Annotated in this window: 21 protein-coding genes; 12 read left to right on the forward strand and 9 right to left on the reverse strand. The window is 74.6% G+C overall.

What is annotated here, in order from left to right; genetic code table 11:
• Positions 1–227 precede the first annotated feature (227 nt).
• From IEY98_RS09895 to IEY98_RS09920, 6 genes are all read left to right on the forward strand, one after another.
• The gene (locus tag IEY98_RS09895; protein WP_189209904.1) at positions 228–686 is read left to right on the forward strand and encodes a hypothetical protein; all 459 of its coding nucleotides are present in this window, start codon (positions 228–230) and stop codon (positions 684–686) included.
• A gap of 35 nt (positions 687–721) precedes the next feature.
• A complete protein-coding gene (locus IEY98_RS09900; RefSeq protein ID WP_189209905.1) occupies positions 722–1,795 on the forward strand; it encodes an MBL fold metallo-hydrolase in 1,074 nt (357 codons plus the stop codon).
• A gap of 10 nt (positions 1,796–1,805) precedes the next feature.
• Complete coding sequence (locus IEY98_RS09905) at positions 1,806–2,339, forward strand: GNAT family N-acetyltransferase (RefSeq protein WP_229786711.1); 534 nt, start codon at positions 1,806–1,808, stop codon at positions 2,337–2,339.
• A gap of 53 nt (positions 2,340–2,392) precedes the next feature.
• Complete coding sequence (locus tag IEY98_RS09910) at positions 2,393–3,013, forward strand: histidine phosphatase family protein (RefSeq protein WP_189210177.1); 621 nt, start codon at positions 2,393–2,395, stop codon at positions 3,011–3,013.
• A gap of 566 nt (positions 3,014–3,579) precedes the next feature.
• Positions 3,580–4,023 carry an SRPBCC family protein gene (locus tag IEY98_RS09915; RefSeq protein WP_189209906.1) on the forward strand — a complete coding sequence of 148 codons (444 nt, stop codon included), beginning with the start codon at positions 3,580–3,582 and terminating at the stop codon, positions 4,021–4,023.
• A gap of 42 nt (positions 4,024–4,065) precedes the next feature.
• Positions 4,066–4,488: a hypothetical protein gene (locus IEY98_RS09920; RefSeq protein ID WP_189209907.1), complete on the forward strand. Its 423-nt coding sequence runs from the start codon at positions 4,066–4,068 to the stop codon at positions 4,486–4,488.
• Here the strand turns inward: IEY98_RS09920 and treZ are convergent.
• The 4 genes from treZ to IEY98_RS09940 all read right to left on the reverse strand — a co-directional run bounded on the left by treZ (position 4,463) and on the right by IEY98_RS09940 (position 11,415).
• Positions 4,463–6,172, reverse strand: coding sequence for a malto-oligosyltrehalose trehalohydrolase (treZ, locus tag IEY98_RS09925; protein ID WP_189209908.1), 1,710 nt, complete (start codon positions 6,170–6,172; stop codon positions 4,463–4,465). The genes IEY98_RS09920 and treZ overlap by 26 nt on opposite strands.
• Complete coding sequence (gene treY, locus IEY98_RS09930; RefSeq protein ID WP_189209909.1) at positions 6,172–8,364, reverse strand: malto-oligosyltrehalose synthase; 2,193 nt, start codon at positions 8,362–8,364, stop codon at positions 6,172–6,174. The genes treZ and treY overlap by 1 nt, the downstream gene beginning before the upstream one ends.
• Positions 8,361–10,475: a glycogen debranching protein GlgX gene (glgX, locus tag IEY98_RS09935; protein ID WP_189209910.1), complete on the reverse strand. Its 2,115-nt coding sequence runs from the start codon at positions 10,473–10,475 to the stop codon at positions 8,361–8,363. Before glgX ends, treY begins: the two co-directional genes overlap by 4 nt.
• 82 nt (positions 10,476–10,557) lie before the next feature.
• Complete coding sequence (locus IEY98_RS09940; RefSeq protein WP_189209911.1) at positions 10,558–11,415, reverse strand: protein kinase domain-containing protein; 858 nt, start codon at positions 11,413–11,415, stop codon at positions 10,558–10,560.
• A 153-nt stretch (positions 11,416–11,568) separates the two neighbouring features.
• Between IEY98_RS09940 and IEY98_RS33065 the strand changes: the two genes are divergently transcribed.
• Genes IEY98_RS33065 through IEY98_RS09955 form a run of 3 tightly spaced genes read left to right on the forward strand, consistent with a single transcriptional unit; the run spans position 11,569 to position 14,041 of the window.
• Positions 11,569–11,961 (forward strand): BatC protein, encoded by a 393-nt coding sequence (locus IEY98_RS33065; protein WP_189209912.1) that lies wholly within the window; start codon positions 11,569–11,571, stop codon positions 11,959–11,961.
• Positions 11,961–13,178, forward strand: a complete 1,218-nt coding sequence (locus IEY98_RS09950) for a cupin domain-containing protein (RefSeq protein WP_189209913.1) — start codon at positions 11,961–11,963, stop codon at positions 13,176–13,178. The genes IEY98_RS33065 and IEY98_RS09950 overlap by 1 nt, the downstream gene beginning before the upstream one ends.
• On the forward strand, positions 13,175–14,041 hold the full coding sequence (locus IEY98_RS09955; protein WP_189209914.1) for a sucrase ferredoxin: 867 nt from the start codon (positions 13,175–13,177) through the stop codon (positions 14,039–14,041). The genes IEY98_RS09950 and IEY98_RS09955 overlap by 4 nt, the downstream gene beginning before the upstream one ends.
• Here the strand turns inward: IEY98_RS09955 and IEY98_RS09960 are convergent.
• Positions 14,007–14,450, reverse strand: a complete 444-nt coding sequence (locus IEY98_RS09960) for a DUF2867 domain-containing protein (protein WP_189209915.1) — start codon at positions 14,448–14,450, stop codon at positions 14,007–14,009. The two genes, IEY98_RS09955 and IEY98_RS09960, sit on opposite strands and share 35 nt — an antisense overlap.
• 35 nt (positions 14,451–14,485) lie before the next feature.
• Here IEY98_RS09960 and cutA point away from each other — a divergent pair, with 35 nt between their 5' ends.
• On the forward strand, positions 14,486–14,800 hold the full coding sequence (gene cutA / locus IEY98_RS09965; RefSeq protein WP_189209916.1) for a divalent-cation tolerance protein CutA: 315 nt from the start codon (positions 14,486–14,488) through the stop codon (positions 14,798–14,800).
• Here cutA and IEY98_RS09970 read toward each other — a convergent pair.
• The 4 genes from IEY98_RS09970 to IEY98_RS09985 form a co-directional block, all read right to left on the reverse strand.
• Positions 14,781–15,440: a class I SAM-dependent DNA methyltransferase gene (locus tag IEY98_RS09970; RefSeq protein ID WP_229786712.1), complete on the reverse strand. Its 660-nt coding sequence runs from the start codon at positions 15,438–15,440 to the stop codon at positions 14,781–14,783. The genes cutA and IEY98_RS09970 overlap by 20 nt on opposite strands.
• A 712-nt stretch (positions 15,441–16,152) precedes the next feature.
• Positions 16,153–17,286, reverse strand: a complete 1,134-nt coding sequence (locus IEY98_RS09975; RefSeq protein WP_229786713.1) for a hypothetical protein — start codon at positions 17,284–17,286, stop codon at positions 16,153–16,155.
• On the reverse strand, positions 17,283–19,022 hold the full coding sequence (locus IEY98_RS09980) for a dynamin family protein (RefSeq protein WP_189209918.1): 1,740 nt from the start codon (positions 19,020–19,022) through the stop codon (positions 17,283–17,285). Before IEY98_RS09980 ends, IEY98_RS09975 begins: the two co-directional genes overlap by 4 nt.
• 105 nt (positions 19,023–19,127) lie before the next feature.
• Positions 19,128–20,855: an IniB N-terminal domain-containing protein gene (locus IEY98_RS09985; protein WP_189209919.1), complete on the reverse strand. Its 1,728-nt coding sequence runs from the start codon at positions 20,853–20,855 to the stop codon at positions 19,128–19,130.
• A 269-nt stretch (positions 20,856–21,124) separates the two neighbouring features.
• On the opposite strand from IEY98_RS09985, the gene IEY98_RS09990 reads away from it, so the two are divergent.
• Both IEY98_RS09990 and IEY98_RS09995 read left to right on the forward strand, forming a co-directional pair.
• Positions 21,125–22,651 (forward strand): Hsp70 family protein, encoded by a 1,527-nt coding sequence (locus IEY98_RS09990; RefSeq protein WP_189209920.1) that lies wholly within the window; start codon positions 21,125–21,127, stop codon positions 22,649–22,651.
• Positions 22,648–25,236 (forward strand): helix-turn-helix transcriptional regulator, encoded by a 2,589-nt coding sequence (locus tag IEY98_RS09995; RefSeq protein ID WP_229786714.1) that lies wholly within the window; start codon positions 22,648–22,650, stop codon positions 25,234–25,236. Before IEY98_RS09990 ends, IEY98_RS09995 begins: the two co-directional genes overlap by 4 nt.

Consider the following 25,236-nt stretch of genomic DNA (forward strand, 5'->3'; position numbering starts at 1 on the left):
GACCGCGCGCAGGCGATCAGTGACGGATCGCGAGGATAGTCACCCGCGAGGGTGAGAATTCATCAGGGTGGACCGAATTGCCGGCTACCTGTGGATGACACCTGTGTGTCATTGCTCAGAATCACTCGCCATCCCCCTATTGGGTGAGGTACACAGGAGGAGAAGCACCGTGTGTCATCGGGACCGCGTCCCCGGTCGCGTTGGCACTGGCCGATCGGGTGATGACTATGACTCAGCCCTGCGAGCAGTCACTCGGCGCCGCCGACAGTGATCTCGGCGAGGTCGACGACCTGTTACGAGCCGTTGTCGCAGACGGGTTCACCGTGTACCTGTGCGGTGGCCAGCGCGAGCCCGAGGCGATAGTGGCCACCTACACCTGGCCCGACCACGTCGACTTCGTCGTCATCAAGGACCGGCACGACGTCGCCGCCGCCCGCGCCCGCTGCACGCCGGACTGGGACGTCTTCGCCCCGGAGCGGGTCATCTGGTCCTACCACGGGCACGCCCGCTGGGCCCTGCGCGCGATCCTCGACCTGCACCACCCCGAACACCCCGACGCCCCCGACGACGACCACGCAGCGCCCGCCGCGCTGCGCGTGCCCGGGGAGTTCCTGCGCTCGGTGTCGGTCCGCACCCCGCGCCCCGGGCTGGTCGCCCGCCGGGCGATGCGGCTGCGCCCCGCCTGAGAACCCACACAGCTTCCGCCGGGCACCATGGGGTCATGACCCGTTACCTGCTCGGCCTCCTGGCGGCCGCCCTGGCCTGGGCGCTGCGCGACCTGCCCGCCCAGTTCGGCGGCCGGGCCTCCGGCGAGCGCGTGGCGCGGTCGCCGCAGTACCGCGACGGCGCCTTCCACAACCGCGCGGCCACCTCGTCCACCCCGGTCGAGGGCGGCAAGCTGCTGCGCGAGCTGCTGTTCGGCAAGCAGCAGCGCAAGCCCGTCGGGGCGGTGCCGCTGGTCGCCCCGCCCGCGCCTGCGGGCGGCGGCCTGCACCTGACCTGGTACGGCCACTCGACCGCGCTGATCGAGCTGGACGGCGCGCTGGTGCTGGTCGATCCGGTGTGGAGCGAGCGGGTGTCGCCGCTGCCGTTCGCCGGGCCGCGGCGGCTGCACGAGCCGCCCGCGCCGCTGGCCTCGCTGCCCCGGCTCGACGCCGTCGTCATCTCCCACGACCACTACGACCACCTCGACATGGCGACCGTGCGCGCGCTGACGCGCACGCAGTCCGCGCCGTTCGTCGTGCCGCTGGGCGTGGGCGCGCACCTGCGGCGGTGGCGGGTGCCCGAGGACCGGATCATCGAGCTGGACTGGGCGGAGTCGACCACGCTGGGCGGCGTGCGGATCGTGGCGACGCCCGCGCAGCACTTCTCCGGGCGCGGATTCCGCAGGGACGGGACGCTGTGGACGTCGTTCGCGCTGCTCGGCCCGGAGCACCGGGTGTTCTACACCGGGGACTCCGGCTACTTCCCCGGCTACGCCGAGATCGGCGCGGAGCACGGGCCGTTCGACGCCACGCTGGTGCAGATCGGCGCGTACAGCCCGGGCTGGCCCGACATCCACATGACACCGGAGGAGGGCGTGGCCACGCACCTGGACGTGCGCGGCGGCGTGCTGGTCCCGGTGCACTGGGCGACGTTCACCCTGGCGCTGCACGACTGGACCGAGCCGGTGGACCGGCTGTGGGCCGAGGCGAAGGCCCGCGGCGTCACGCTGGCCGTGCCGCGGCCGGGCGAGCGCGTCGACGTGTCCTCTCCGGCCCCGGTTGACCCCTGGTGGCAGTTATTGAGGACCTAGGCTGCGGGCCGTGGAGTTTCGCGCAGCAACCATCGACGACATCCCCGCCCTGGTCGCGTTGGTGGAGTCCGCCTACCGCGGGGAGTCCAGCCGGGCGGGGTGGACAACCGAGGCCGACTTCCTCGACGGCCAGCGCACCGACCCGGAGGAGATCGCGACGCTGATCGCGGCGCCCCAGAGCGTCGTGCTGATGGCGTTCCGCGACGGCGGCCTGGTCGCCTGCTGCCACCTGTCGGGCGTGGACGGCTACTTCGGCATGTTCGCCGTCGTGCCGGGACTGCAGGGCGGGGGTGTCGGCCGGGCGGTGCTGTCCGAGGCGGAGCGGAGGTTCCGGGCGTGGGGGCTGTCCGAGGTCCGAATGAAGGTCGTCAACCGCAGGGCCGAGCTGATCGCGTGGTACGAGCGCCGGGGCTACACCGTCACCGGCGAGCAGACCCCGTTCCCCTACGGCGACGAGCGCTTCGGCAAGCCGCTGGAGGACGGGCTGGCGTTCGTGACGCTGATCAAGTCCCTTGACGCAAGTGCGGGTCAAGCGATGGGCTGACGGCCGTGGAATACCGTCAGGCGCGGTTCGTGGTGCCTCCGGGCGCGACCGAGATGATCCTGGTCCGGCACGGGGAGTCCGCCCCCGCGGTGCCGGGCGTCCCCTTCGACCTCGTCGACGGCCAGGGCGACCCCGCACTGGCCCCCGACGGCCTGGCGCAGGCCGAGTGCGTCGCGTCCCGCCTGGTGGACGCGGGCATCGACGCGGTCTACGTGACCCCGCTGCGGCGCACGGCGGAGACCGCGGCGCCCTTGCTGGGCAAGCTGGGCTTGACGGCCCGCGTGGAGCCGGATCTGCGCGAGGTCCATCTCGGCGAGTGGGAAGGCGGCCTGTTCCGCATCAAGGTCGCCGCCGGGCACCCGCTGACCCTGCGCATGGTCGCCGAACAGCGCTGGGACGTGATCCCCGGCGCCGAGCCCGACGACGCCTTCGCCGCCCGGGTGCGCGCCGGGATCTCCCGGATCCACGCCGACAACCCCGGTCGCCGGGTGGCGGTGTTCACCCACAGCGGCGTGATCGGCTGCGTCCTGTCACTGGCGACGGGCTCCTCCCGCCTGGCGTTCTCGCGCTCCGACAATGGGTCGATCACGCGGGTTGTTGTGGATGGGGCTATGTGGCATGTGCGGTCGTTCAACGACACGGCGCATCTGACGGCGGATTTGGTGGGGGGTTGAGGCTTCCGCCTTGACGGGGCGGGCTGGGCCTTGGCTGGGGTTTGGTGGGCCTGGCCGGTCTGGTGGGCTTGGCTGGTCTGGTGGGCCTGGCTGGTCTGGTTAGCCTGGTGTGCCTGGCTGGCCTGTGGGCCCTGGTACTGCCTGGTGGCCTTGGTCGGTCTGGGGTTGGTGGGTCTGATCAGTCGGTCTGTCCTGTTGTGGTTGTCCGGTCTTCCGGCGTGTCGACGGCGTGAGCCGTTGTGGGGCGGTGACGCGCTTCGCGAGTTGATTTGTGGGTCCACCCCATCGGACAGTGTTGGTGGGGCGTGTTGCGTGGGGTGGGTGGTTGCGCTGCTTCAGTGCCTGTTTTCCGCCGCAATCTGCATCACCCCGTCTCCCCTTCGGCCTCCGCCTTCCCCTTCGGCCTCCGCCTTCCCCTTCCCCTTCCCCTTCCCCTTCCGTCTCCGTCTCCGCCTTCGCCCTCGCCCCTCGCCTTCCGCCCTCGCCCTCCGCCTCCACCCTCCGCCCTCGGCCTCCGTGTCCGCCTTCGTCTGGGCTTCACCCGGGTGGTTACTGGCGAGTAGGGTGTGGGTATGCGTCAGGTTTCCGCTACGCGGGTGATCAATGCGGCTCCCGGAGTGATCTTCGATCTGCTTGCCGATCCGGCGAAACATCCGGTGATCGATGGGTCCGGGACGGTGGTTGCGGCTGTGGGGGAGGAGGGGCGGCGGCTGAAGTTGGGGGATCGGTTCGGGATGGACATGAAGATGGGGCTGCCCTACAAGATCCGCAACACCGTGGTCGAGTTCGAGGAGGGCCGGCTCATCGCGTGGCGGCACTTCTACGGGCACCGGTGGCGGTGGCAGCTCAAGGATCTCGGGGACGGGCGCACCGAGGTGACCGAGACCTTCGACTGGTCCACCGCGCGCATCGGGTTGCTGTTGGAGTGGGTGCGGTTCCCGGGGAAGAACCTCAAGAGCATCCGCGCCACCCTGGAGCGGCTGGACAAGATGTTCCCGGCGCCCGCCTGAGCTTGTCCGGCGAGGTGGGGGTCGGGGTGTCACCATCGAGTCATGACCGCCGAACCCGATCCCCCCACCAGATACGACCCGGCCTACCCCAGCGAGGAGGTCGTGCACGAGCGGACCGAGGACAGCTACGCCGGGCGGGTGCGCGCCGTCCGGGTGGTCAACTCGGTCATCCGGTTCGTCACGGCGCTGTTCGCGGTGGTGTTGGCGATCCACATCGTCCTCGTGCTCGCCGAGGCCAACCCGGACAACGGTTTCGCCGAGTTCATCAGCGGCTTCGCTGGCGCTGTCTCGCTCGGCTTCGACGGGCTGTTCAACCCCGACTCGGAGAAGGCCGCCGTCCTGTTCAACTACGGCGCCGCCGCCATCGTGTGGCTGCTGATCGGGACCGCGCTGGTGTACCTGGTGCGCAAGTTCGCCATGCCCGGCCCCAACCGCACCGTCAGCTACCGGCGGACGGTGCGCTGACCACGGCGAAGGTGTCCGGCGGCAGCTCACCGGACACGCCCGGCGCGGCCAGCAGGATCTCGCCGGGCACCGCGGCGGGTGACTTGCCGAGGTTCGCGAGCACCCGCAGCGGGCCGCGGTGCAGGGTGACCAGGCCGTCGGCGACCTCCACCGTGAACCGGTCCAGCCGGGGGTCGCTCAGCGCGGGGTGCGCCTTGCGCAGGGCGATCAGCGCCTTGTACGTGTCGTAGACCGCCCGGTGGTCGGGGTCGGCCAGTTCGCCCCAGTGCAGGGTGGAGCGCAGGACCGTCGCGGGGTCGACCGGGTCCGGGATGTCGCCAGCGCCCCAGCCGTGCGCGGCGAACTCGCGCCTGCGGCCGGTGCGGACCGCCTCGGCCAGGTCGGGGTCCGGGAACGAGGCGAAGAACTGCCACGGCGTCGTCGCCGCCCACTCCTCGCCCATGAACAGCATCGGCGTGTACGGCGAGCACAGCAGCAGCGCCGCCCCGCACAGCAGGCGCGCGGGGGAGATCGTCGCGGTCAGCCGGTCGCCGACGGCGCGGTTGCCGATCTGGTCGTGGTTCTGCAGGCACACCACGAACCGGTGCCCCGGGGTGACGGTCCGGTCCAGCGGGCGCCCGTGGGTGCGCTCGCGGAACGACGACCACGTGCCCGCGTGGAAGAACGCGTTCTCCAGGGTCTGCTTGAGCGCGCCGTCGAAGTCGGCGTAGTACCCGACCGTCTCGCCGGTCAGGGCGACGTGCAGGGCGTGGTGGACGTCGTCGCACCACTGCGCGTGCAGGCCGAAGCCGCCCGCGGCGCGGGGGCGGGTGTGCTTGGGGTCGTTGAGGTCGGACTCGGCGATCAGGGTCAGCGGCCTGCCCAGCGCGGTCGACAGCGCGTCGGTCTCGGCGGCCAGCTCCTCCAGCAGGTGCGTGGCGCGCTCGTCGTGCAGCGCGTGCACGGCGTCCAGCCGCAGACCGTCCACATGGAACTCGCGGAACCAGGTCATCGCGTTGTCGATGACGTAGCGGCGCACCTCGTCGGAGCCGGGGCCGTCCAGGTTCAGCGACGGCCCCCAGATCGTCTCGCCCTTGAAGTACGGCCCGAAGCGGTCCAGGTACGCCCCGGACGGGCCGAGGTGGTTGTAGACGACGTCGAGCACCACGCCGAGCCCGCGCGCGTGGCAGGCGTCGACGAACCGCTTGAACGCGTCCGGGCCGCCGTAGGGCTGGTGCACCGCGCCCCACAGCACGCCGTCGTAGCCCCAGCCCGCGTCGCCGTCGAAGGCGTTGACCGGCAGCACCTCCACCAGGTCGACGCCAAGGTCGACGAGGTGGTCCAGGTGCTCGATCGCGCGGTTGAACGTGCCCTCCTCGGTGAACGTGCCGATGTGCAGCTCGTAGATCACCGAGCCGGGCAGCGCGCGCCCGGTCCAGCCCGCGTCCGTCCAGGGGAACGCGCGGTGCTCGTAGCGCCGCGACGGGCCGTGCACGCCCTCGGGCTGCCACTGCGAGCGCGGGTCGGGCAGGTGGGTGTCGTCATCGTCCAGCTGGAAGGCGTAGTCGGTGCCCGCGCCGCAGCCGGGCACCTCCGCCCGCCACCAGCCGCCGCCGACCCTGGCCATCTCGTGGCTGGTCTCGCCGATGGCCAGGCGCACCCGCTCGGCCTCGGGCGCCCACACGGTGAAGACCTCGGCGTCCATCATTCCTCCACCAGCAGGGCCACGGGGTATCCGGACAGCGCCCCGGTGAACCGGCGGCCGGTCAGCGCGTCGGTCCAGCGCCCGGTCAGGTCGAGCCGCAGCTCGTCGGGCGCGGACAAGGGCAGCCGAGTGGCGACGGCGATCAGGCCGTTGCGCTCGAAGGCGACCAGGTGGTCGTCGGCGGGCACGGGGCGGTACCCGGTGAACAGCTCGGGGCGGTCCCGGCGCAGCCGCAGCACGGTCCGCACGACGTGCAGCTTCGCCGCGCCGGTGGCGTCCACGGGCGGGACCCAGCCGTCGGCGAGCCGGTCCAGCAGCCTCCTGCGCTCGGCGTAGTCGACCGGCCTGCGGTTGTCGGGGTCCACAAGGGACAGGTCCCACAGCTCGGTGCCCTGGTAGACGTCCGGCACGCCCGGCCCGGCCAGCTGCAGCAGCTTCTGGCCCAGCGCGTTGGACCAGCCCGCCGGGGTGATCCGGTCGACCAGCGCCCGCACCCGCGCCATCAGCGCGGCGTCGCCGAGCACCTGGTCGGGCCATGCGGTGATCGCGGCCTCGAACTCCGGGTCCGGGTCGGTCCAGCTGGTGGCCACCTTGGCCTCGCGGGCGGCCTTGAGCAGGTAGTCGGTCAGCCGCTTCGCCGAGATCGGCCACGCCCCGACCAGCGTCTGCCAGGCCAGCAGGTTCAGGGTCTCCTCCGGCAGCCCGTGCGTGCGGGTCCACGCCCGCACCGCCGATGCCCACTCGTCGGGGATCTCCGACAGCACGGCCAGCCGGGCGCGCACGTCCTCGGAGCGCTTCGTGTCGTGGGTGGACAGCGTCGTCATCGCCGCCGGGTGCCGCGCCTCCCGGCGGGCCTGGGCCTCGTGGAACTCGCCCACGGAGACGCCGAAGCGCTCGGGCGCGCCGCCGACCTCGGTCAGCGCGGCGAACCGGGTGTAGCGGTAGAAGGCGGTGTCCTCGGTGCCCTTGGCGACCACCATGCCGGAGGTCTGCTGGATGCGCGCCGCCAGCTCGCCGGTCGGCTCGGCGCGCACCCGCTTGTCGATCGCCGCGAGGTCCTCGGCCAGGTCCGGGTTCGCCTCCCGGGCCGCCTCCACCGCGGCCGCCCAGTGGTCGGCCCCCTCCGGCAGGTACGACCGGTACACCGGGAAGTGCACCAGCAGCTCGGCGACGGCCCGCCGCTCGACGCCGGGCGCGCACTCGGCGATCCGGCGGACCTCGGCGGCCAGCGACGACCGGGTGATCAGCCGCCTGCACTCGGCGCGCACCGCGGCGAAGTCGGTCTCCACGCCCTGCTCCAGCGCCAGCGCGGTGATCGGCGCCTCGCCAGACGGGTCGACGAACACCCCGCACACCTCGCGCAGGGCGTCGTAGCCCGTCGTGCCCGCGACCGGCCAGGGCGGCAGCTCCTCGTCGGCCTCCAGGATCTTCTCCAGCACGATCCAGCAGCCCGCCCGCTCGGCCAGCCGGGCGGCGTACCCGCCGGGGTCGGTCAGCCCGTCCGGGTGGTCCACCCGCAGGCCGACCACGTCGCCGTCGGCCACCCAGCGCAGGATCTCCGCGTGCGTGGCCTCGAAGACCTCCGGGTCCTCCACGCGCACCGCGGCCAGCGTGGTGATGTCGAAGAACCGGCGGTAGTTCAGCTCCGCCGACGCGCGCCGCCAGTCCACGACCCGGTAGTGCTGGCGGGCGTGCACCTCCGCGGCCGTCCCGCCCTCGGTCCCGGGCGCGATGGGGAACGCGTGCTCGTGGTAGCGCAGCTGGCCGTCCTCGATGGTCAGCTCGTCGTCGGCCGAGCCGAGCACCGGGATCATCACGGGGAAGGACTCGATGTCGAAGTACCGCGCGTACCGCGAGTCCGGCCCGTGGGTCAGCACGTCCCACCACCACGGGTTCGCCGACGGCGCCTCGACGGACATGTGGTTGGGCACGATGTCCACGACCATGCGCAGCCCGGCCGCGCGCAGCCGCGCCACCAGCGCCAGCCTGCCCTCCTCGCCGCCCAGCTCCGGGTTCGCCCGGGTGGGGTCCACCACGTCGTAGCCGTGCGTCGAGCCGGGCGCCGCGGCCAGCACGGGGGAGGTGTAGAGCGCGTCGACGCCCAGCTCGGCCAGGTAGTCCACCAGGTCCGCGGCCTCGGCGAAGCCGAAACCGGGCCGCAGCTGCACCCGGTAGGTGGATCGCGGCGTCACGGCTTCACCCGCCGCAGCACGATCAGCGAGCGCGGTGGCAGGGTCAGCGTCCCGCCGCCCGCGTACCGGTCCGGGTTGCGCGGCGAGACCTCGCCGGTGGCGGTGTCCACCACGACCTCCCACTCCGCGCCGTACTCCCCGTCCGGGACGGTCGCCTCGATGTCCTCGTGGTGGGCGTTGAAGCACAGCAGGAACGAGTCGTCGGTGACCCGCTCGCCGCGCTGGTCCATGTCCGGGATGCCCTCGCCGTTGAGGAAGGTGACGATGCAGCGGCCGAACCCGGACTCCCAGTCCTCGTCGGTCATCTCCTGCCCGGACGGGGTGAACCAGGCGATGTCGCGCAGCTCGTCGCCGCGGCGGATCGGCCGCCCGGCGAAGAACCGGCGGCGGCGGAACACCGGGTGCGCGTGCCGCAGCGCGATCACCCCGCTGGTGAACTCCAGCAGGTCGGCGTTGTCCTCGGCCAGCGACCAGTCCACCCAGGAGATCTCGTTGTCCTGGCAGTAGGCGTTGTTGTTGCCGCCCTGCGTGCGGCCGATCTCGTCGCCGTGCAGCAGCATCGGCACGCCCTGGGACAGCGCCATCGTGGCGATCATGTTGCGGCGCTGCCGCGCGCGCAGGTCGTTGATCTTCTCGTCCTCGGTCGGGCCCTCGGCGCCGCAGTTCCACGAGCGGTTGTCGGAGTGCCCGTCGCGGCCGCCCTCGCCGTTGGCCTCGTTGTGCTTGTCGTTGTAGGACACGAGGTCGTTGAGGGTGAAGCCGTCGTGCGCGGTGACGAAGTTGATCGAGGCGAACGGGCGGCGGCCGTCGTCCTGGTAGAGGTCCGACGAGCCGGTGATGCGCGAGGCGAACTCGCCCAGCGTGGCGGGCTCGCCGCGCCAGAAGTCGCGCACCGTGTCGCGGTACTGCCCGTTCCACTCCGTCCACAGGGGAGGGAAGTTGCCGACCTGGTAGCCGCCGGGCCCGACGTCCCACGGCTCGGCGATCAGCTTGACCTGGCTGATCACCGGGTCCTGCTGGATGATGTCGAAGAACGCCGACAGCCGGTCCACGTCGTAGAACTCGCGGGCCAGGGTCGCGGCGAGGTCGAAGCGGAAGCCGTCCACCCGCATCTCCGTCACCCAGTACCGCAGCGAGTCCATGATCAGCTGCAGGGTGTGCGGGTTGCGGGCGTTGAGCGAGTTCCCGGTGCCGGTGTAGTCGGTGTAGTAGCGGGCGTCCTTCTCCAGCCGGTAGTACGCCTCGTTGTCGATGCCCCGCATGGACAGCGTCGGGCCGAGGTGGTTGCCCTCCGCGGTGTGGTTGTAGACGACGTCGAGGATGACCTCGATGTCGGCCTCGTGCAGGGTGCGGACCATCGCCTTGAACTCCTGCACCTGCGCGCCCTGCGCGGTGTTGGCCGCGTAGCCGTCGTGGGGGGCGAAGAACGCGATGGTGTTGTAGCCCCAGTAGTTGCGCAGGCCGCGCTCGGTCAGGCGGTGGTCGTGCAGGAACTGGTGCACGGGCATCAGCTCGATGGCGGTCACGCCCAGCTTCGTCAGGTGCTCGACGACCGCGGGGTGGGCGAGCCCGGAGTACGTCCCGCGCATCGCCTCGGGCACCTCCGGGTGGCGCATCGTCAGCCCGCGCACGTGCGCCTCGTAGATGACGGTCTCGTTGTACGGGTGCCGAGGCGGCCGGTCGTTGGCCCAGTCGAAGAACGGGTTGATCACCACGCTCTTCACCGTGTGCGCCGCGGAGTCGGCGTCGTTGCGCTGGTCGGGGGCGTCGAACTGGTAGCCGAACACCGACTCGTCCCAGTCGACGGTGCCGGTGACCGCCTTGGCGTAGGGGTCGAGCAGGAGCTTGTTCGGGTTGCAGCGCCTGCCGTTCTCCGGCTCGTGCGGGCCGGTCACCCGGTAGCCGTAGCGCTGGCCGGGCAGCACCCCGGGCAGGTAGCCGTGCCAGACGTAGCCGTCCATCTCCGGCAGCCGGATGCGCTCCTCGCCGCCGTCGTCGTCGATCAGGCACAGGTCCACGCGGGTGGCTACCTCGGAGAACAGGGCGAAATTGGTGCCCGCGCCGTCATAGGTGGCGCCGAGCGGATAGGGGGAACCAGGCCAGGGCCGCACCGCGTCTCCTCACACCCGTAGCTGTCTGGGGCCAACCCTAAGGCTGATCAACGCGTCGCGCGGGATCACCGAGGGCTGAACTTCAGTACCCGACAGCGGCGGGCTGCATGCGCTGGGTCTCCACGGCGCGCCGCCAGGGCGGGCGCACCGGGGCCCTGCGCGTGCCGAGCACGGTCGCGGCGGCCAGGCGTTGGGCGCAGTCGGCCGCCGAGGGGCGGTGCTGCGGATCACGGGCGGTCATCGCGGCCAGCGTCGCGGTCCAGACCGGCGGCAGCCACGCGGGCAGGCGCGGCGGGCGCGACAGCCGCGCCACGGCGGCCTCCAGGTCCGAGCCGTCGTACTCCGGGCTGCCGGTCAGGCACTCCAGCAGGACGAGGCCGAGGGAGTAGATGTCGGCGGCGGGGCCGACGTTCTCCCCGCGCAGCTGCTCGGGCGCGAGGTAGGCGGCGGTGCCGATGCAGTGGCCCGCGCTGGTGAGCCGCGCCGAGCCCATCGCCCTGGCGATGCCGAAGTCGGTGAGGAAGCAGGTGCCGTCCCGGTCGAGCAGGACGTTCGCGGGCTTCATGTCCCGGTGCACCACGCCGTGCGCGTGCACGTAGGCGAGCGCGTCGGCGAGACGGGTGCCCAGGCGCGCGGTGAACCGCAGGTCCAGCGCTCCGGTCGTGTCGAGGCACCGACGCAGGGTGGGGCCGTCGACGAGCTGCATGACCAGATACGGCCGATCGTTCTCCGGGGCCGCGTCGTACACCCGCACCAGGCCCGGATGGCTCAGCCCGGCGAGCAGCCGGGCCTCCAGTGTGGAACGCTCGGTGGCGCTGTGGAACAGCTTCACCGCGACCGCCCGGTTGAGGCGGACGTCGGTGGCCCGGTGCACGTCCGCCATCCCGCCTCGACCGATGACCCCGTCGAGTCGGTAGCGCCCGTCGAGCAGTTCGCCCATGACCGCCTCCCAATGCTCCTAGTCCCGACCTACCACCCGGAGGAGCGAGGCAAACGCCTCCCGGAACGGGTGAGTCGCAATCGATCCCGCGCATGTGCGAACCCGAACGGGGGTATCTGGGTGGGGCGTTCGACAGTCAATCGGGGAGGCACCATGTCTTTGGAAGACGACGACATCCGCAGCGGGCATCTGGGCGCGGGTGGACCGGGCACGGCCGACCACGGCGCGACCGGGAACCCGGGCGGCCATGACGGCGGCGCCGACGGCACGGCCGACGGCGGCACGGGCGGCGACGGGGGCGCCGACGGCGGCGCGGACTCCGGCGCGGGCGGCGTGGCCGACCACGGCGCCGGTGGGTCGCCCGCGACGCAGGACGGCGGGGCCGACGGGTCGGCGGGCCGAGACAGCCTGCAGGACGGTGGCGCGGACGGTGGCGCGGACGGCGCGGCCGACAGCGAGGGCCGCGAGGGCCTCGGCGGCTACGGCGCGTCCGGTGGTGGTGGTTCGCTCGGCGGCGGCGGGTACAACCCGCGCGCCGACCACTGATGCCGGTGGTCCCCGGCGTGGCGGTCGGGCGGGACGCGCTGCGCCGGTGCGTCGGCGTCCCGCCCGCCGAGTTCGCCGAGCGCGTGTGGGGCCGGGAGCCGCTGCTGAGCCCGGGCGTCTCGGACTTCGCCGACCTGCTCACCCTCGCCGACGTCGACGAGCTGCTGTCCCGGCGCGGGCTGCGCACGCCGTTCATCCGGATGGCGCGGAACGGCTCCGTGGTCGGCTCCGGGCAGTTCACCGGCGGCGGCGGGGTCGGCGCGGAGATCGGCGACCAGGTGCACGACGAGCGGGTGGCCCGGCTGTTCGCCGAGGGCTCGACGATCGTCCTGCAGGGCCTGCACCGGCTGTGGCCGCCGCTGATCGACTTCGCTGGCGCGCTCAGCGCCGATCTGGGCCATCCCGCCCAGGTCAACGCCTACATCACGCCGCCGTCGTCGCAGGGCTTCAGCGCGCACTACGACGTCCACGACGTGTTCGTGCTGCAAGTGGCGGGGCGCAAGCACTGGCTGGTCCACGAGCCCGTCCACCGCGACCCGCTGCGCAGCCAGCCGTGGGACCGCCACGCCGACGCCGTGGCCAGGCGGGCGCGGGAGACGCCCGCTATCGAGGCCACCCTCAACCCCGGCGACGCCCTGTACCTGCCGCGCGGCTACCTGCACTCGGCCCGCGCGCTGGGCGAGGTGTCCGCCCACCTGACGGTCGGTGTGCACGTCCTGACCCGGTACGCCGTCGCCGAGACGCTGCTGGCACTCGCGGGCGAGAACGCCGACCTGCGCGCCTCCCTGCCGCTGGGCGTGGACGCGGCCTCCCCTGATCAGCTGGACGTCGACGGCGTCGTCGACGCGCTGGTCAAGGCGGTGCGCGAGGTCGACCCGCGCGACGTCGCCCGGCTGCTGCGCGAGCGGGTCTGGTCGGGCGCCCGTCCCGCCCCGCTCGCCCCGCTGGCGCAGGCGGCGGCCGCGACGACCGCCGACGTCGGCACGGCCGTCGTGGTCCGGCCCGGCCTGCGGCACCGGATGAGCGTCGGCGACGAGCGCGTGTGGCTGGAGATCCCCGGCGACCGGCTGGACCTGCCCGCCTCGACCGCACCGGCGCTGGCCGCGCTGCTCGACGGCAGGCGCGTGATCGGCGACCTGCCCGGGCTGCCCGCGGCCGACCAGGTCGTCCTCGTGCGCAGGCTGCTCAGGGAAGGCGTCGTGGTGGTCGCTGAATGACCCGCGAGCGCTGTGCCGACGGCAGGCTCCGGCGCGGCGACCCGCTGGTGGCGACCGCGCCGCCGGTGCGCGCCTGGCTGCTGGTCGAGCAGCCGGGGCCGTGGGGGCCGCAGGCCGTGCCCGAATCCGCGCTCCCGGCGTCCGTCCGCGCGGCGCTGGTCGAGCGGGCCGCCGCGCTCGGCGCCCGGCTCCTGCTGATCCGCCGCCCCGGCCGCACCGGCGACGGGCCGCGCCGCTGGGGCTGGGCGGACTCGGTGGCGGGCACGCTGCGCTGGACGTCCTTCACCGACCCGCGGTCGCTGACCCGGCTGGAGCCCGGGTCAGGGGAGCCCGACCCGCTGCCGGTGTACCTGGTGTGCGCGCACGGCGGACACGACTCCTGCTGCGCGATCCGCGGCCGTCCCGCCGCCGCGGCGTTGTCGGCGGCCCGGCCGGGACAGGTGTGGGAGTGCTCGCACGTGGGCGGCGACCGGTTCGCTGGCAACGTCGTCGTGCTGCCCGACGGGCTGTACTACGGCGACGTCACCGCGCTGAACGCCCGGGCCCTCGCCGACACCCACGACCAGGGCATGGTCGAGCCGTCGCTGCTGCGCGGCCGGTCGATCCACCCCGCGCCCGCGCAGGCAGCGCAGCACTTCCTGCGCGCGCGGTCCGGTGACCGGGCGCTGGCGTCGTTCCCGCCGCGCGCCGTGCGCCGGGTCGGGCACGAGACGTGGGACGTGCGCTTCGACGGCCCGACCGTGCGGGTGCGGGCGGTCTTCCACCGCTCGGACACCCCGTTGACCTGCTCGGCCGTCGTCCCCGCCGCCGTGCGGGCGTTCGAGCTGGTCAGCGTGACCGACGCGCCTGCCTGCGCGCCATGACCCGGAACACCACGAAGTGGATCGGGTAGACGGCCCACCAGTACACGCGCCCGATCACGCCGTTGGGCCGCAGCGCGCCGACCTGGGTGAGCACGCCGTCCTCGATGCGGTAGCCCAGCCACGCCTCGCCGGTGAACCACTGGTCGGTGTGGAGCACGAGGTGGGTGTCGTCCACGCTGGCGACGGTCCACCAGTCCACTGTGGAGCCCACGGTGACGGCGTCCGGCCGGTGCAGGCGCAGGCGCTCGCCGAAGAGCCTGCCGATGAGGATGCGCAGCCGCCACAGCCAGGCCAGGCCGTACCAGCACAGGTCGCCGCCGAGCCCGTCGAGGTCGAGCCGCGCGCCCCTGGCCGGGACGTCCACGCGCATCGCGTACCGGCCCGGCCGCCCGAACAGCTCGTTCTCCACCAGGCGACCGTATCCCGCTCGGGTACGGTCGGCTCGTGACCCACGTCGTAGTGATCACCACAACGGCCACCGCGGACGCCGCCGCCGACCTGGGCCGCGCGGCCGTCACCCGGGGCCTGGCCGCGTGCGCGCAGCTCGTCGGGCCGATCCGCAGCATCTACCGCTGGGAGGGCGCGGTGCAGGACGACACCGAGCACCAGTGCTGGCTGAAGACGACGCTGGAGCAGGTGGAGCCGCTGACGGCGTTCATCACCGAGCACCACGACTACGACGTGCCCGAGGTGATCGCCCTGCCGGTGGTGGGCGGCAGCCCCGCCTACCTGGACTGGGTCAGCGCCGCTGTGCGATGACGACGAACTCCCGCCCGGGCCGGTCGGCGGCGTCGCGCACGTCCACCAGGTCATAGCCCGTCGCGACCAGACTCGCCTCGATCTCGTCCCGGTCCCGGAACCGCAGCGTCGACTCCGAGGCGACGACCGCGCCGTCGGCGAACCGGAAGGTCTCCCGGAACGACACGAGCGGCAGGCGCACCTCGGTGACCTCGCGCCGGTGCTCGACCCGGCCGATCCCCGGCACGTCGACGGTCGTCACGCCGTCCCACTGCTCCCACGCCCGGCACTCGGGCCTGCGCGTCTCGAACACGAGATGCCCACCCGGCCGCAGCGCGGCGCGGATGCCCGCGAGCGTGGCCTCCCAGGCCGCGTCGGTCCGGAAGACCTGCGCGACGTTGGCGGTCATGGTCGCGAGATCGACCCCGAGCGCCCCCACGACCGTGGCGTCGCCGTGCACCCAGGTGACACCGCTGTGCTTCGCGCGCGCGACCGCCAGGGACGCCTCCGCCGGATCGACCCCCACGACGGTCCGCCCGCTCTCGGCGAGCAACACGGCCAGACTCCCGGTGCCACACCCGACGTCGAGCACGAACTCGGCCCCGAACTCGTCGACGATGTCGAGGTAGGTGCCGAGGTCATCCCGCTCCCCTTCGACCACGTCGTAGATGGCGGCGAGCCTGGAGTGGGCGTAGAGGGGGTCGGGGGCGTCGAAAACGTCTTGAAACCGGAGTGACGATTCCGATAGACTGACCACCGGGGGTTCGCCCCCGGGTGGGCGGGGCTGTGCGTACGGGTCGACCACGCCCGCGACGTTAGGCGGGTCGGTGTGCGCGGGGCGAGCGGATTTCCGGCAGCGGTGTAGGTGGGGCCGGGTGTCCGTGTGGCGGGCTGTGGCTGTGGCTGTGGCTGTGGCTGTGGCTCCCGGCTCCCGGCTCCCGGCTCCCGGCCCTCGGCCCTCGGCCCTCGGCCCCGGGGTGGGTGCGGGTTTGGGTCCTCCCGCTGGTCTCCCGGCTGAGGCTTTGGGCGGCAGCTCGCGGCGGGAGTCGCGCCCTGCACCTCGCACTCATGTCGCAGGGCTAGGCCTCGCACTCGTCTCTCCAGGTCAGGCCTCGCAGTCGTGGTATAGGTGCCTGTGTTGGCTCGCGGGGCGTTGGAGCCGCCGGGTAGGTGCGAGGACGGTGGCTCCCCTGGGCAAGGACCGCCATCCTGGCTGGTTGCTGCCTGCGGCCGTCGCCCAGGTGGCTTGGGCAGTGGGCGGCTGGTGCGACGGTGGGCCATTCCGGTCGGGCCGACGGTTCAGCGTCGCCCGATTCGCCTCGCCACCGAACCCTGAGCGACCCCCCTCCCATCCGGAGAGCGGTGCCGGTGGCTCAGCGGGTGGCGAGGGCGGCGCAGGTGCGGGCGATGATGCCTGCCGCTCGGCGTTGTGCGTCGGGGAGGGTGGTGTCGAGGGCTCGGGCTCGCCAGCGGAGGAGGGCGGTGTAGGGGTCGTCGGTGCAGGCGAGGCGGTTGGGGCCTGCTGCGCCCAGGAGGTAGCGGGCTTCCGTCACCGCGTCGTCGCCCAGGTCGTCCAGGGAGACTCGGCCCGAGCGGAGGGAGGCCAGGAGGCGGAGTTCGCGGAGTTCGTGCGCCCCGGCCGTGACGCGTTCGACCTCGGCGGCCATGCCGGGGCGGGGATCGGCGCGGACGAGGGAGTCGACGGCGGTCAGGGCCGAGCGGGCGCGGAGGGTGTCGGCGCGGTCGGCGAAGCACTCGGCGACGGCCGTGCGGATCTCGCCGACGCCGCTGGCGCGGGACAGCTCCGCCCGCGGGTCCGCCGACCGACGCGCCGCCGACAGGGCCAGGCGGACGCCGAACAGGCCCAGGCGTTCGACCAGGGCCACGCGCTCGGCGGCGGGCACGGGCAGCGCCGAGCCGGTGAAGCGGTCCACCGACAGCAGCGCGGGCTCCAGCTCCGCGCGCGGGAGCCCCGCCAGCGCGCGCAGCGTGGCGTCCTCCTCGGCGGTCATCGTGGCCGACGCCAGCGCCGTCAGGCCGGACACCGCGACGACGTCCTGGCAGAGCGCGCCCAGCTCGCCCCGGGCGTGCCTGCGGGCCAGCTGGCGGGCCGACACCATCGCGTCCACCCGGCCCCCGCCCAGCTCGTCCGCGCGGGAGAGGACCGCGATGGACGCCACCGGGTCCAGCGCGTCCGGGAACGGGGCGGCCGGACGCGGCAGCAGGACCAGCGCCGCGTCGTGGTCGCCGTCGCCGTCGATCAGCTCGACCGCGCCCGGCCAGTCCACCACCAGCCGGGACGCGCGGGCGGTGAACGGCTCGCCGACGATGGCGTCCAGCAGCGTCGAGCGGCCCGACCCGGCCGCGCCGACGGCCGCCACCCGCAGCGGTCCGGACAGCGCGGCCCGGCACGCCTCCAGGAACGCGGTCGCGCGCGGGTCGCCCCGGTAGGCGGCGAGTGCGGTGTCCACAAGGGACCAGACGGCGGCGAGCATGCCCGTGGTCACGCCGTGAGCCCCCGCGGGACGGTCAGCGGCCTGCGGGCGGCCTCGGCGCGGCCGCGCAGGGTGCCCAGCTTGGTCAGGTCGCGCCGCACGCCCGTGATGAGCTCGGTGCGGCGGGCGTTCGCGGCCTCCACCGCGCGCTTGACCCGGCCCGCCGACTCGGCCGCGTCGGCGCGGACCTGGCGGGCGACCTCGTCCAGCCGGTCGCGCAGGGCCCGGTGGATCAGCCGGACCGCGTCCCGCGTCTGCTTCCCGTACGCGAGGAAGAAGTCGTCCACGTGCCGCTGCGCCGCCGTCTTGGCCACCGCCTGGCGGCGCTTGAGCCGGGCGCCGCGCTCCTCGAAGACGCTGCGCGCGCCGAAGGCCACGCCCGCGCCGATCGAGATGGGGTTGATCAGCGGCAGCCCCGCCAACGTCGTCGCCAGACCGGACATGAGTAAACCGCTGTAGGAGCCGCGCAGGCCGACGAACATCTTCTGCACCGGGGTGAACGGCTCCACCCTGGGCGTGCGCAGGTCGTCCACGCCCGCGGAGTCCAGCAGCGCGGGCAGGTCGTCCACCTCGGCGGCCAGCCGACCGGCGATCCACTCGAACCGGCGCAGCAGCCAGTCGGCGTTGGCCTCGGCGACCGTCGTCAGCGTCTCGCGCATCCAGTCGCTGAACTCCGGCCAGACCTTGAGCGGGTCGGCCTCCTCGAAGTAGTCGTCGACCTCGCGCAGCACGCGGCGGGTGCGGTCGCGCAGGTCGTACTCCACGTCGGAGTTGAGGTCGGCCACGTCGTCGGCCAGCTGGGTCTGCATCCGGGCGGCGTCGCGCTGCACCTGCTCGACGCGCTTGGTCGCCTTGACCAGGCCGTCCTGCGACACCGCTGGCGGCAGCGCTGCGGCGCGCGCCTTCACCGGGCCCATCAGCTCCTCGATGACGACCGCGCAGGTCGCCGCCGCGGCCCGCCCCGCGGCCGCGGCCGGGTCGGCCAGCACCGCCGCGCGCAGGCACTCCACCAGCGCGGTGAACCCGGACTCGGCGTTGAGGCCCCGGTCGTTGGCCTTGGCCGCGGCCAACCGCAGCACCGACGACACCGGCACGACCGGCGCGACCAGGCCCGCGTCCGCCAGCCGGTTGCGGTCGACCTCGGCGACGTGCCGCCAGCGCGGCACCATATCGATCTTCGTCAGCACGACGGCGACCGCCGGGCACAGCCGGGCGACCTGGCCGAGCAGGTCCAGCTCCAGCGGGGTGAGCGCGGCGGTGGCGTCGCTGACCAGCAGCGCGCAGTCGGCCTCGGCCAGCGCGGCCATCGCCAGCTCGGTGCGCCTGCCGGTCGGCTCGCCCACCGGGGGCGCGTCCACGAGCTCCATGCCGGAGCCGAGCAGGGCGCGGGGCAGGCCGATCTCGGCGCCGACGGCCTCGGGGTGCTTGTTGGCCCGCGCGGTGGCCGTCTCCACCGGCCCGCCCGCGTCCGCGGCGCCCAGCACGGCGGCGGTGGGGGTCTCGGCATGCCTGAGGACGGCGGGCACGGCCGTGGTGACGTCGTCGCCGACCGCGCAGACGGCGGCGCCCAGCAGGGCGTTGACCAGCTGGCTCTTGCCCTGGCCAGGGCAGCCGAACACGACGACTCTGCGGGCGGGCCCGAGCAGGCTGGCGCGGCGCGCGCGCAGCCGCTGCGCCAGGTCGGGCCGGTCGAACTCGGCGCAGGCGCGGATCGTGTCGTCCAACAGCTCCAGCCAGGGTGCCGTCACCCGGACGAGTGTGCCGTGTGCGCGATCTCGGGGGAAACAGCGGTGGGCGGAAACACGGAAGCGGGGCCGGGATCACCCGGCCCCGCTTCCTCGGTGCGGTGACGATCAGCCGTCCAGGCCCAGCGTGTCGGTCACGCCGCCCACGTCGAGCAGGCCGTTGTCGCCGGTGACGGCGCCCAGCGGCGACTCGCCGCCGACCAGCTCGCCCGCGGTCTGCGGCAGGGAGCCCAGCTCCGGCAGCGGGTTGGCCACCGGCAGGTCCACGGGCAGCTCGGGCAGCTCGACCGGCAGGTCGACGGGCAGGTCGCCCAGCTCGGGGACCTCGACGGGCAGCTCGGCGGGCACGGCCGGGACGTCGACCGGCAGGTCGGCGAGCTCGGGCACCTCGACCGGCAGGTCGGCGGGCAGGTCGCCCAGCTCCGGCACGTCGGCGGGCAGGCCGTCCAGCGCGGGCACGTCGACCGGCAGGCCCTCGGTGACGGTCGGCAGCACGCCGCCCAGGTCGGCGATGTTCGCCGCGGACAGGTCGCCGCCCGCGGTGACGTAGTTGGCGACCGTGCCGACGGTCACGTCACCGGCGCGCAGGGCGTCGGCGTCCAGCAGGCCGGTCACGTCGTCCAGCCCGCCCAGCTGCGGGGTGGCCAGCTCGGGCAGCTCCAGGCCGCCGAGCGAGACGTCCGCGGCGGCGGAGAGCCCGCCGGTGCCCACGGACAGGTCGCCGCCGAGGGCGAGCGCGTCGGAGTCCAGCGCCAGACCGGCGTCGACACCGTCGGTCGAGGCGGCCAGGCCGCCGCCGACCGCGCCGAAGCCGCTGTCGAGGGAGACGCTGCCCGCGCCGCCCTCGGTGGAGACGGTGGTGTCGGCGTCGAAGGAGCCCAGGGCGGACGCGCTGGTGAAGCCCGCGCCCACGCCGTCGGCCGAGGCCGCCACGCCGCCGCCGACCGCGCCGAAGCCGCTGTCGACCGACACGCTGCCCGCGCCGCCGTTGGTGCTCAGCGCGGTCTCGGCGCCCAGGGAGCCGAGGTCGGAGGCGCTGGTGAAGCCCGCGGCAACGCCGTCGGTGGAGGCGGCGATGCCGCCCTCGCCGGAGGCCAGGTCGGACTCGACGCCGAACGCGCCCGCGGCGCCGTCGGTGGACAGCGCGGCGTCGCCGCCGGTGTAGAAGGAGTCGGTGCCGAGCGCGAAGCCGCCCGCGCCGCCGTCGGCGGTCGCGGTGAACTCGCCCGCGAACGCGGCGCTGGCCGCCTCGCCGTAGACGGCGCCCGCGGCGCCCTCGGCCGACGCGGTGATGGTGCCCGCGGCGGCGGCGTAGTCGGAGGTGACGGCGAAGTCGCCCGCGGCGCCTGCGGTGGTGAGGAGGGCGTCGCCGCTGGCGACGGCCATGTCCGCGTCGGCGCCGAAGCCGGTGGCCACGCCGTCGGTGGAGGCCGCGAGCTCGCCCTCGGCGTTGACGGCCTCGGAGTAGAAGCGGAAGTCGCCCGCGCCGCCGTCGGTGGAGACCGCGAAGTCCCCGCCGCCGGAGGCCAGGTCGGAGGTGCCCTCGACGGCGCCCGAGACGCCGTCGGCGGAGGCCGACAGCTCACCGGCGGCCTCGGCGAAGGCCTGCAGCTGGCCGATGGCGGTGGCCTCCGCGGTGGGCGCGGTCAGGTCGAGGCCAGCGGGGGCGTAGTCGACGACCAGCGGGATGACGTCCTGGACGTCGGCGGCGGTGATGTCGTCCAGACCCGCGGCCGACAGGCAGGAGCCCGGGTCCGCGGCGAAGGCCGTGCGGGCGGCGTCGTCGGTGAGGAGGGTGAGCACGAAGTCGTGCAGGGTCTGGTCGGGGGTGATCACGGGGACCGGCTCCAAAGAGGGAGGTGAAAGGAGGGACTGCGGCCCGGCCGGGGCATCGGCCCGGGCAGCGGTGATCACGCTATGGGCCCCCGGCGGACCGCCACATCGGGGATCACTCCCGGTCTACTCCTAACGCACCAACGGGGGAGGGCGTTTCACTCGTTAGGGGATTAGGGGGTGACGGCTTGGCCACCCGGGGTTGCCATGCGGGGACCGTCGCCTGGTACGAACAGGGGCACGTGGCCGCGTCCCGCCGGAGGAGTCCAGTCATGCCGTACGTGCTCGGCGTCGACGTCGGCCGTACCCGGGGCGCGGCGGCCGTGTGCAGGCGCGACGGGGCGCCCGTGGTGGTCGACGCCGACGTCCTGCCGCTGCTGGCGGTGGCGGACGGCGAGGTCGTGACGGGTGCGGCCGCGTTGGCCCTGCCCGTCGGGTCGGTCGCGGCCGACCTGCTGGACCACGTCGGCGACGACGTCCCCGTGCTGCTGGACGGCGTGGCGTACACCGCCCACGACCTGTTGGCGACCCTCATCGCCGCCATCGCCGACCGGGTTGTCGACGGCGAGGGCGCGCCACCTGATCGGGTGGCGGTGACGCATCCACCCGAATGGGGGACGTACCGCAGGGGCCTCTTCCGCGACGCGCTGGCGGCGGCGGGGTACCCGGGCGCGCTGCTGCTGCCGACGGTGGTGGCCGCGGCGGAGGCCGAGCACTTCCGGTCCCCGCTGTCCCCCGGCCAGTCCCTGGGCGTCGCCCTGCTGGGCGGCCGCCGCGTGGAGTACGCCCTGCTCCACCGCGGCCCGACCGCCTTCGACCTCGCGGGCCACACCGTCCTCCCGGACACCGCCGGAGCCGACCTGGACCCCGACGACGCGGCCCGCCCGACCCTGACCCGCACGATCGACGCGTTCCGCGCGTACCTGTCCGCAGACCCGCCCGCGCGCGCGGTCATCGCGGGCGGCGTCGCCCGCTCGCCGTTGGTCGCCCCCCTAGCCGCCACCCTCCCCATGCCCACCACAGTCGCCGACGACCCCGCCACTCTCCCCGCCCGCGGCGCCGCCCTGGCCGCCCGCCCCCGCCTCGCCCTCCCCGGCGCCCGCACCAGCGCCTCCGACCCGGCCTTCCCCCCGGTCCGCCACCCGGACGGCTCAAACCCGGCGTTCCGCCCGGTGCGGGATGGCTCGGACCCCGGCTTCCGGCCGGTGAGTGCTGGTGGCGATCGTTCCAATCGGTCGGTGGGTTCGGACCCTGCGTTTCGGCCGGTGAGTGCCGGTGGTGATCGGCCCGACCGGTCGGTGGGTTCCGACCCCGGCTTTCGGCCGGTGGGTGCCGGTGGCGATCGGCACGATCGGTTGGCGGGTTCGGACCCGGCGTTTCGGCCGGTGCGGGAGGGGGCCGACCCTGCCTTCCAGGAGCTGCGGGATGGCTCCGATCCGGGGTTTCGGCCGGTGCGGGGCGCTGGCGGTGCGGGGGCGCTGTCGGACGGGGGCGATCCTGCCGTCAAGGCGGGTGGTGCTCGGGGTGGGCGGATGGGCGTCTCGGGTCCTGCCGACCCGCTGCTTGGTGCGGGGGGTGCTCGGGCGGAGGCTGGGGGCCCGGCGGGGCGTCGGGACCTGCCTGCCGTGCCCTCGCGACCCGGGGGGCTGGACACGCTGGACACCGTGGTGTCGCATCCCGGGTTTCCGCCTGTGCGGCTGCCGGTTGACGCTGAGCCGCCTGCTCGGCCGCCTGTGGAGATCAAGCCGTTGGTGGCGCCGCGGCGGCGGTTCGGGCGGCGGGACAGGGGGGCGACGTGATCCCGGGGCACCTGCGTCCCGCCGACCTGATCCTGGACGAGCCGACGCGGCGGCTGTGCGCCGACATCGCGGCCGGGGGGCGGGGGCCGGTCCGGCTGGCCGTCATCGCCCCCGGCGGGTACGGCAAGTCCGCGCTGCTCGACCGGCTCGCCGAGGTGCCCGGGGCGGTCCGGCACCGGCGCGGGGTCGCGCCGGAGTCGGGGCTGCTGCTGGTCGACGACGCGCACCTGCTCGGCGACGCCGGGTTGGCCGAACTGGCCGACCTGGCCGCCGACGACCGCCTCGACCTCGTCGTCGCCGCACGGCCGTGGCCCCGGCCCGCCGGGCTGGCCGCCGTGCTCGCCCGGCTGCGCGGACAGATCGTGCTGCGGCCGTTCGACGTCGAGCGGCTGCGCGCGTGCCTGCGGCTCACCGGCGCCGACCCGCGGGCCGCCGCCGACGTCCACCGGCTCACCGGCGGCGTCCCGGGCCTCGTCCACCGCCTCGCCGCCCACCTGACCACGCCCACCGACGCCCCCCACCCGCCCACGCTCACGGACACCGCCCACTCGACCACAACCCACCCGACCACGACCGCAGACGCCACCCGCCGGGCCGCGACGGCGGAAACCGCCCACTCGCCCAGCACGGACGCCGTCCGCCTGCCCTCGACCGCGGACGCGGCACACCTGACCACGAGGGCGCACGCCGCAGGCACGACCGCAGACACGAGCCCGGACGCCGCCCGCCTGAGCAAGACCGTCGACGCCGCGGCCGTCGAGGAGTTCCGGTTCGACGTCGACCGGCTCGACGCCGACGCCCGGCGGGTGCTGGTCGCCGCGGCGGCCGGGGTCGCCGACCTGCCCCCGGGCCTGCTCGACCGGCCGACCGCCGAGGTCGTCGCCGAGGTGCGGGCTGGCGGGCTGACCGCGGCCGACGGCGCCCTGTTGCCCATCGCCGCGACGGCCGTGCGGGCGCTGGTGCCCGCCGAGGAGCGCGCCGCCGTGTTCGCCGCGCTGGCCTCGGCCCGGCTCGCCGCGGGCGGGCCGGTGGCGGCCACCGCGACAGCGCTGCTCGACGCGGGCGCGTCCGGCCCGGCCGTCGCCGAGCTGTTCGCCGCCGCTGCCGAGGAGTGCGCGCCCGAGGCGGCCGTGCGGCTGTACGCGGCCGCCGCCGCCGCGGGCCACGACGTCGACCAGGCGGGGTGGGCCGAGGCCGAGGCCCGCGCGGGCCGCCCGGCCGCCGCCCTGCGCCGCGCGGACGCGCTGATCGCCCACGGCCCCGATGACGCGCGCGCCCGGGCAGCCGCGGTCGCGGGCGCCGCCCTCGCCCACCGTGGCCAACTGGCCCGCAGCGCCGAGCTGTACCGGTGGAGCGGCACCGCCGTCGCCGCCGCGTTCGCCGCCATCGGCTACGTCGGCGCTGGCAGGCCCGACGAGGCGCGCGTCGCGCTCAAGGAGGCCGAGAACGCCCCGCCCACCGTGTTCGCGGGCGCGGTGACGGCCACCGCGCGCGGCGTCATCGACTCGCTGTCCGGCCCCGCTCTGTCCACTGTGGTGCACGCCGCCGAGGCGCTGGAGCCGGTCGGCGCGGGCGCGCTCCTGCCGGACAGCCCGGCCGCCATCGCCGCGCTCATGGCGCTGCACTGCGGTGATCCCGCCGCCGCCGTGCCCGTGCTCGACCGCGCCATCGCCGCCCGGGTCGGCGGCGCGCCGCTGGCCGCCCGGCACCGGCTGCTGCGCGGCTGGGCGGCCATGATGGCCGGGGACGACGCCACCGCCACCGCTGCCATGGAGGGCGAGCCCACCGGCCGCGACGCGGTGTTCGCCGCTGGCCTCGCGGTCGGCCTGGCCCGCCGGGGCAGCGACCTCGGCGCGCTGCGCCGCTGCTGGGACCGCGCGTGCGCGGCCGTCGCCCGCCAGCCGGTCGACCTGTTCACCCTGCTGCCGCTGGGCGAGCTGGCCGTCGCCGCGGCCCGGCTCGGCGAGTGCGACCGCATCGCCCCGCACCTGGCCGCGGCCCGGTCGCTGCTGGCCGACCTCGGTGAACCTCCACTGTGGACGACGATGCCGCACTGGCACGCCCTGCACGCCGAACTCCTCGCCGAGCGCCCCGACGCCGCCGCCCGGCACGCCGACGCCCTGCGCGCGACGGCAGGCGCCGGACCGGCGACCGCCGCCATCGCCGCCGCGGCCCAGGTGTGGCTGCGGGTGGTCGCCGGCGACGTCGACCGCGCCGCCGTGGAGTCCGCCGCCCGCGGCCTGCACGCGGCGGGACTGCGCTGGGACGGCGCGCGGCTGGCAGGCCAGGCGGCGATCCGCACCCACGACCGCGGCGCCATGGTCGGACTCCTGGAGTGCGCCCGCGGCCTGCAGGGGCCCGCGACGACGCCCGCCCCGGACGCCGCGGGCGAGCCCGCCCGGCTCAGCGAACGCGAACTGCAGGTGGCGGGCCTGGTCCTGGCGGGCATGACCTACCGGCAGATCGGCGACCGGCTGTTCATCTCGGCGAAGACGGTGGAGCACCACATGGCGCGCATGCGCTCGCGCCTGGGCGCGGCGAGCCGCGCGGACCTGCTGGCCCGCCTGCGCGACCTGGTCGGCTGA

Origin of the sequence: Actinokineospora fastidiosa, assembly GCF_014648415.1 — a bacterium.
GTDB lineage: Bacteria > Actinomycetota > Actinomycetes > Mycobacteriales > Pseudonocardiaceae > Actinokineospora > Actinokineospora fastidiosa.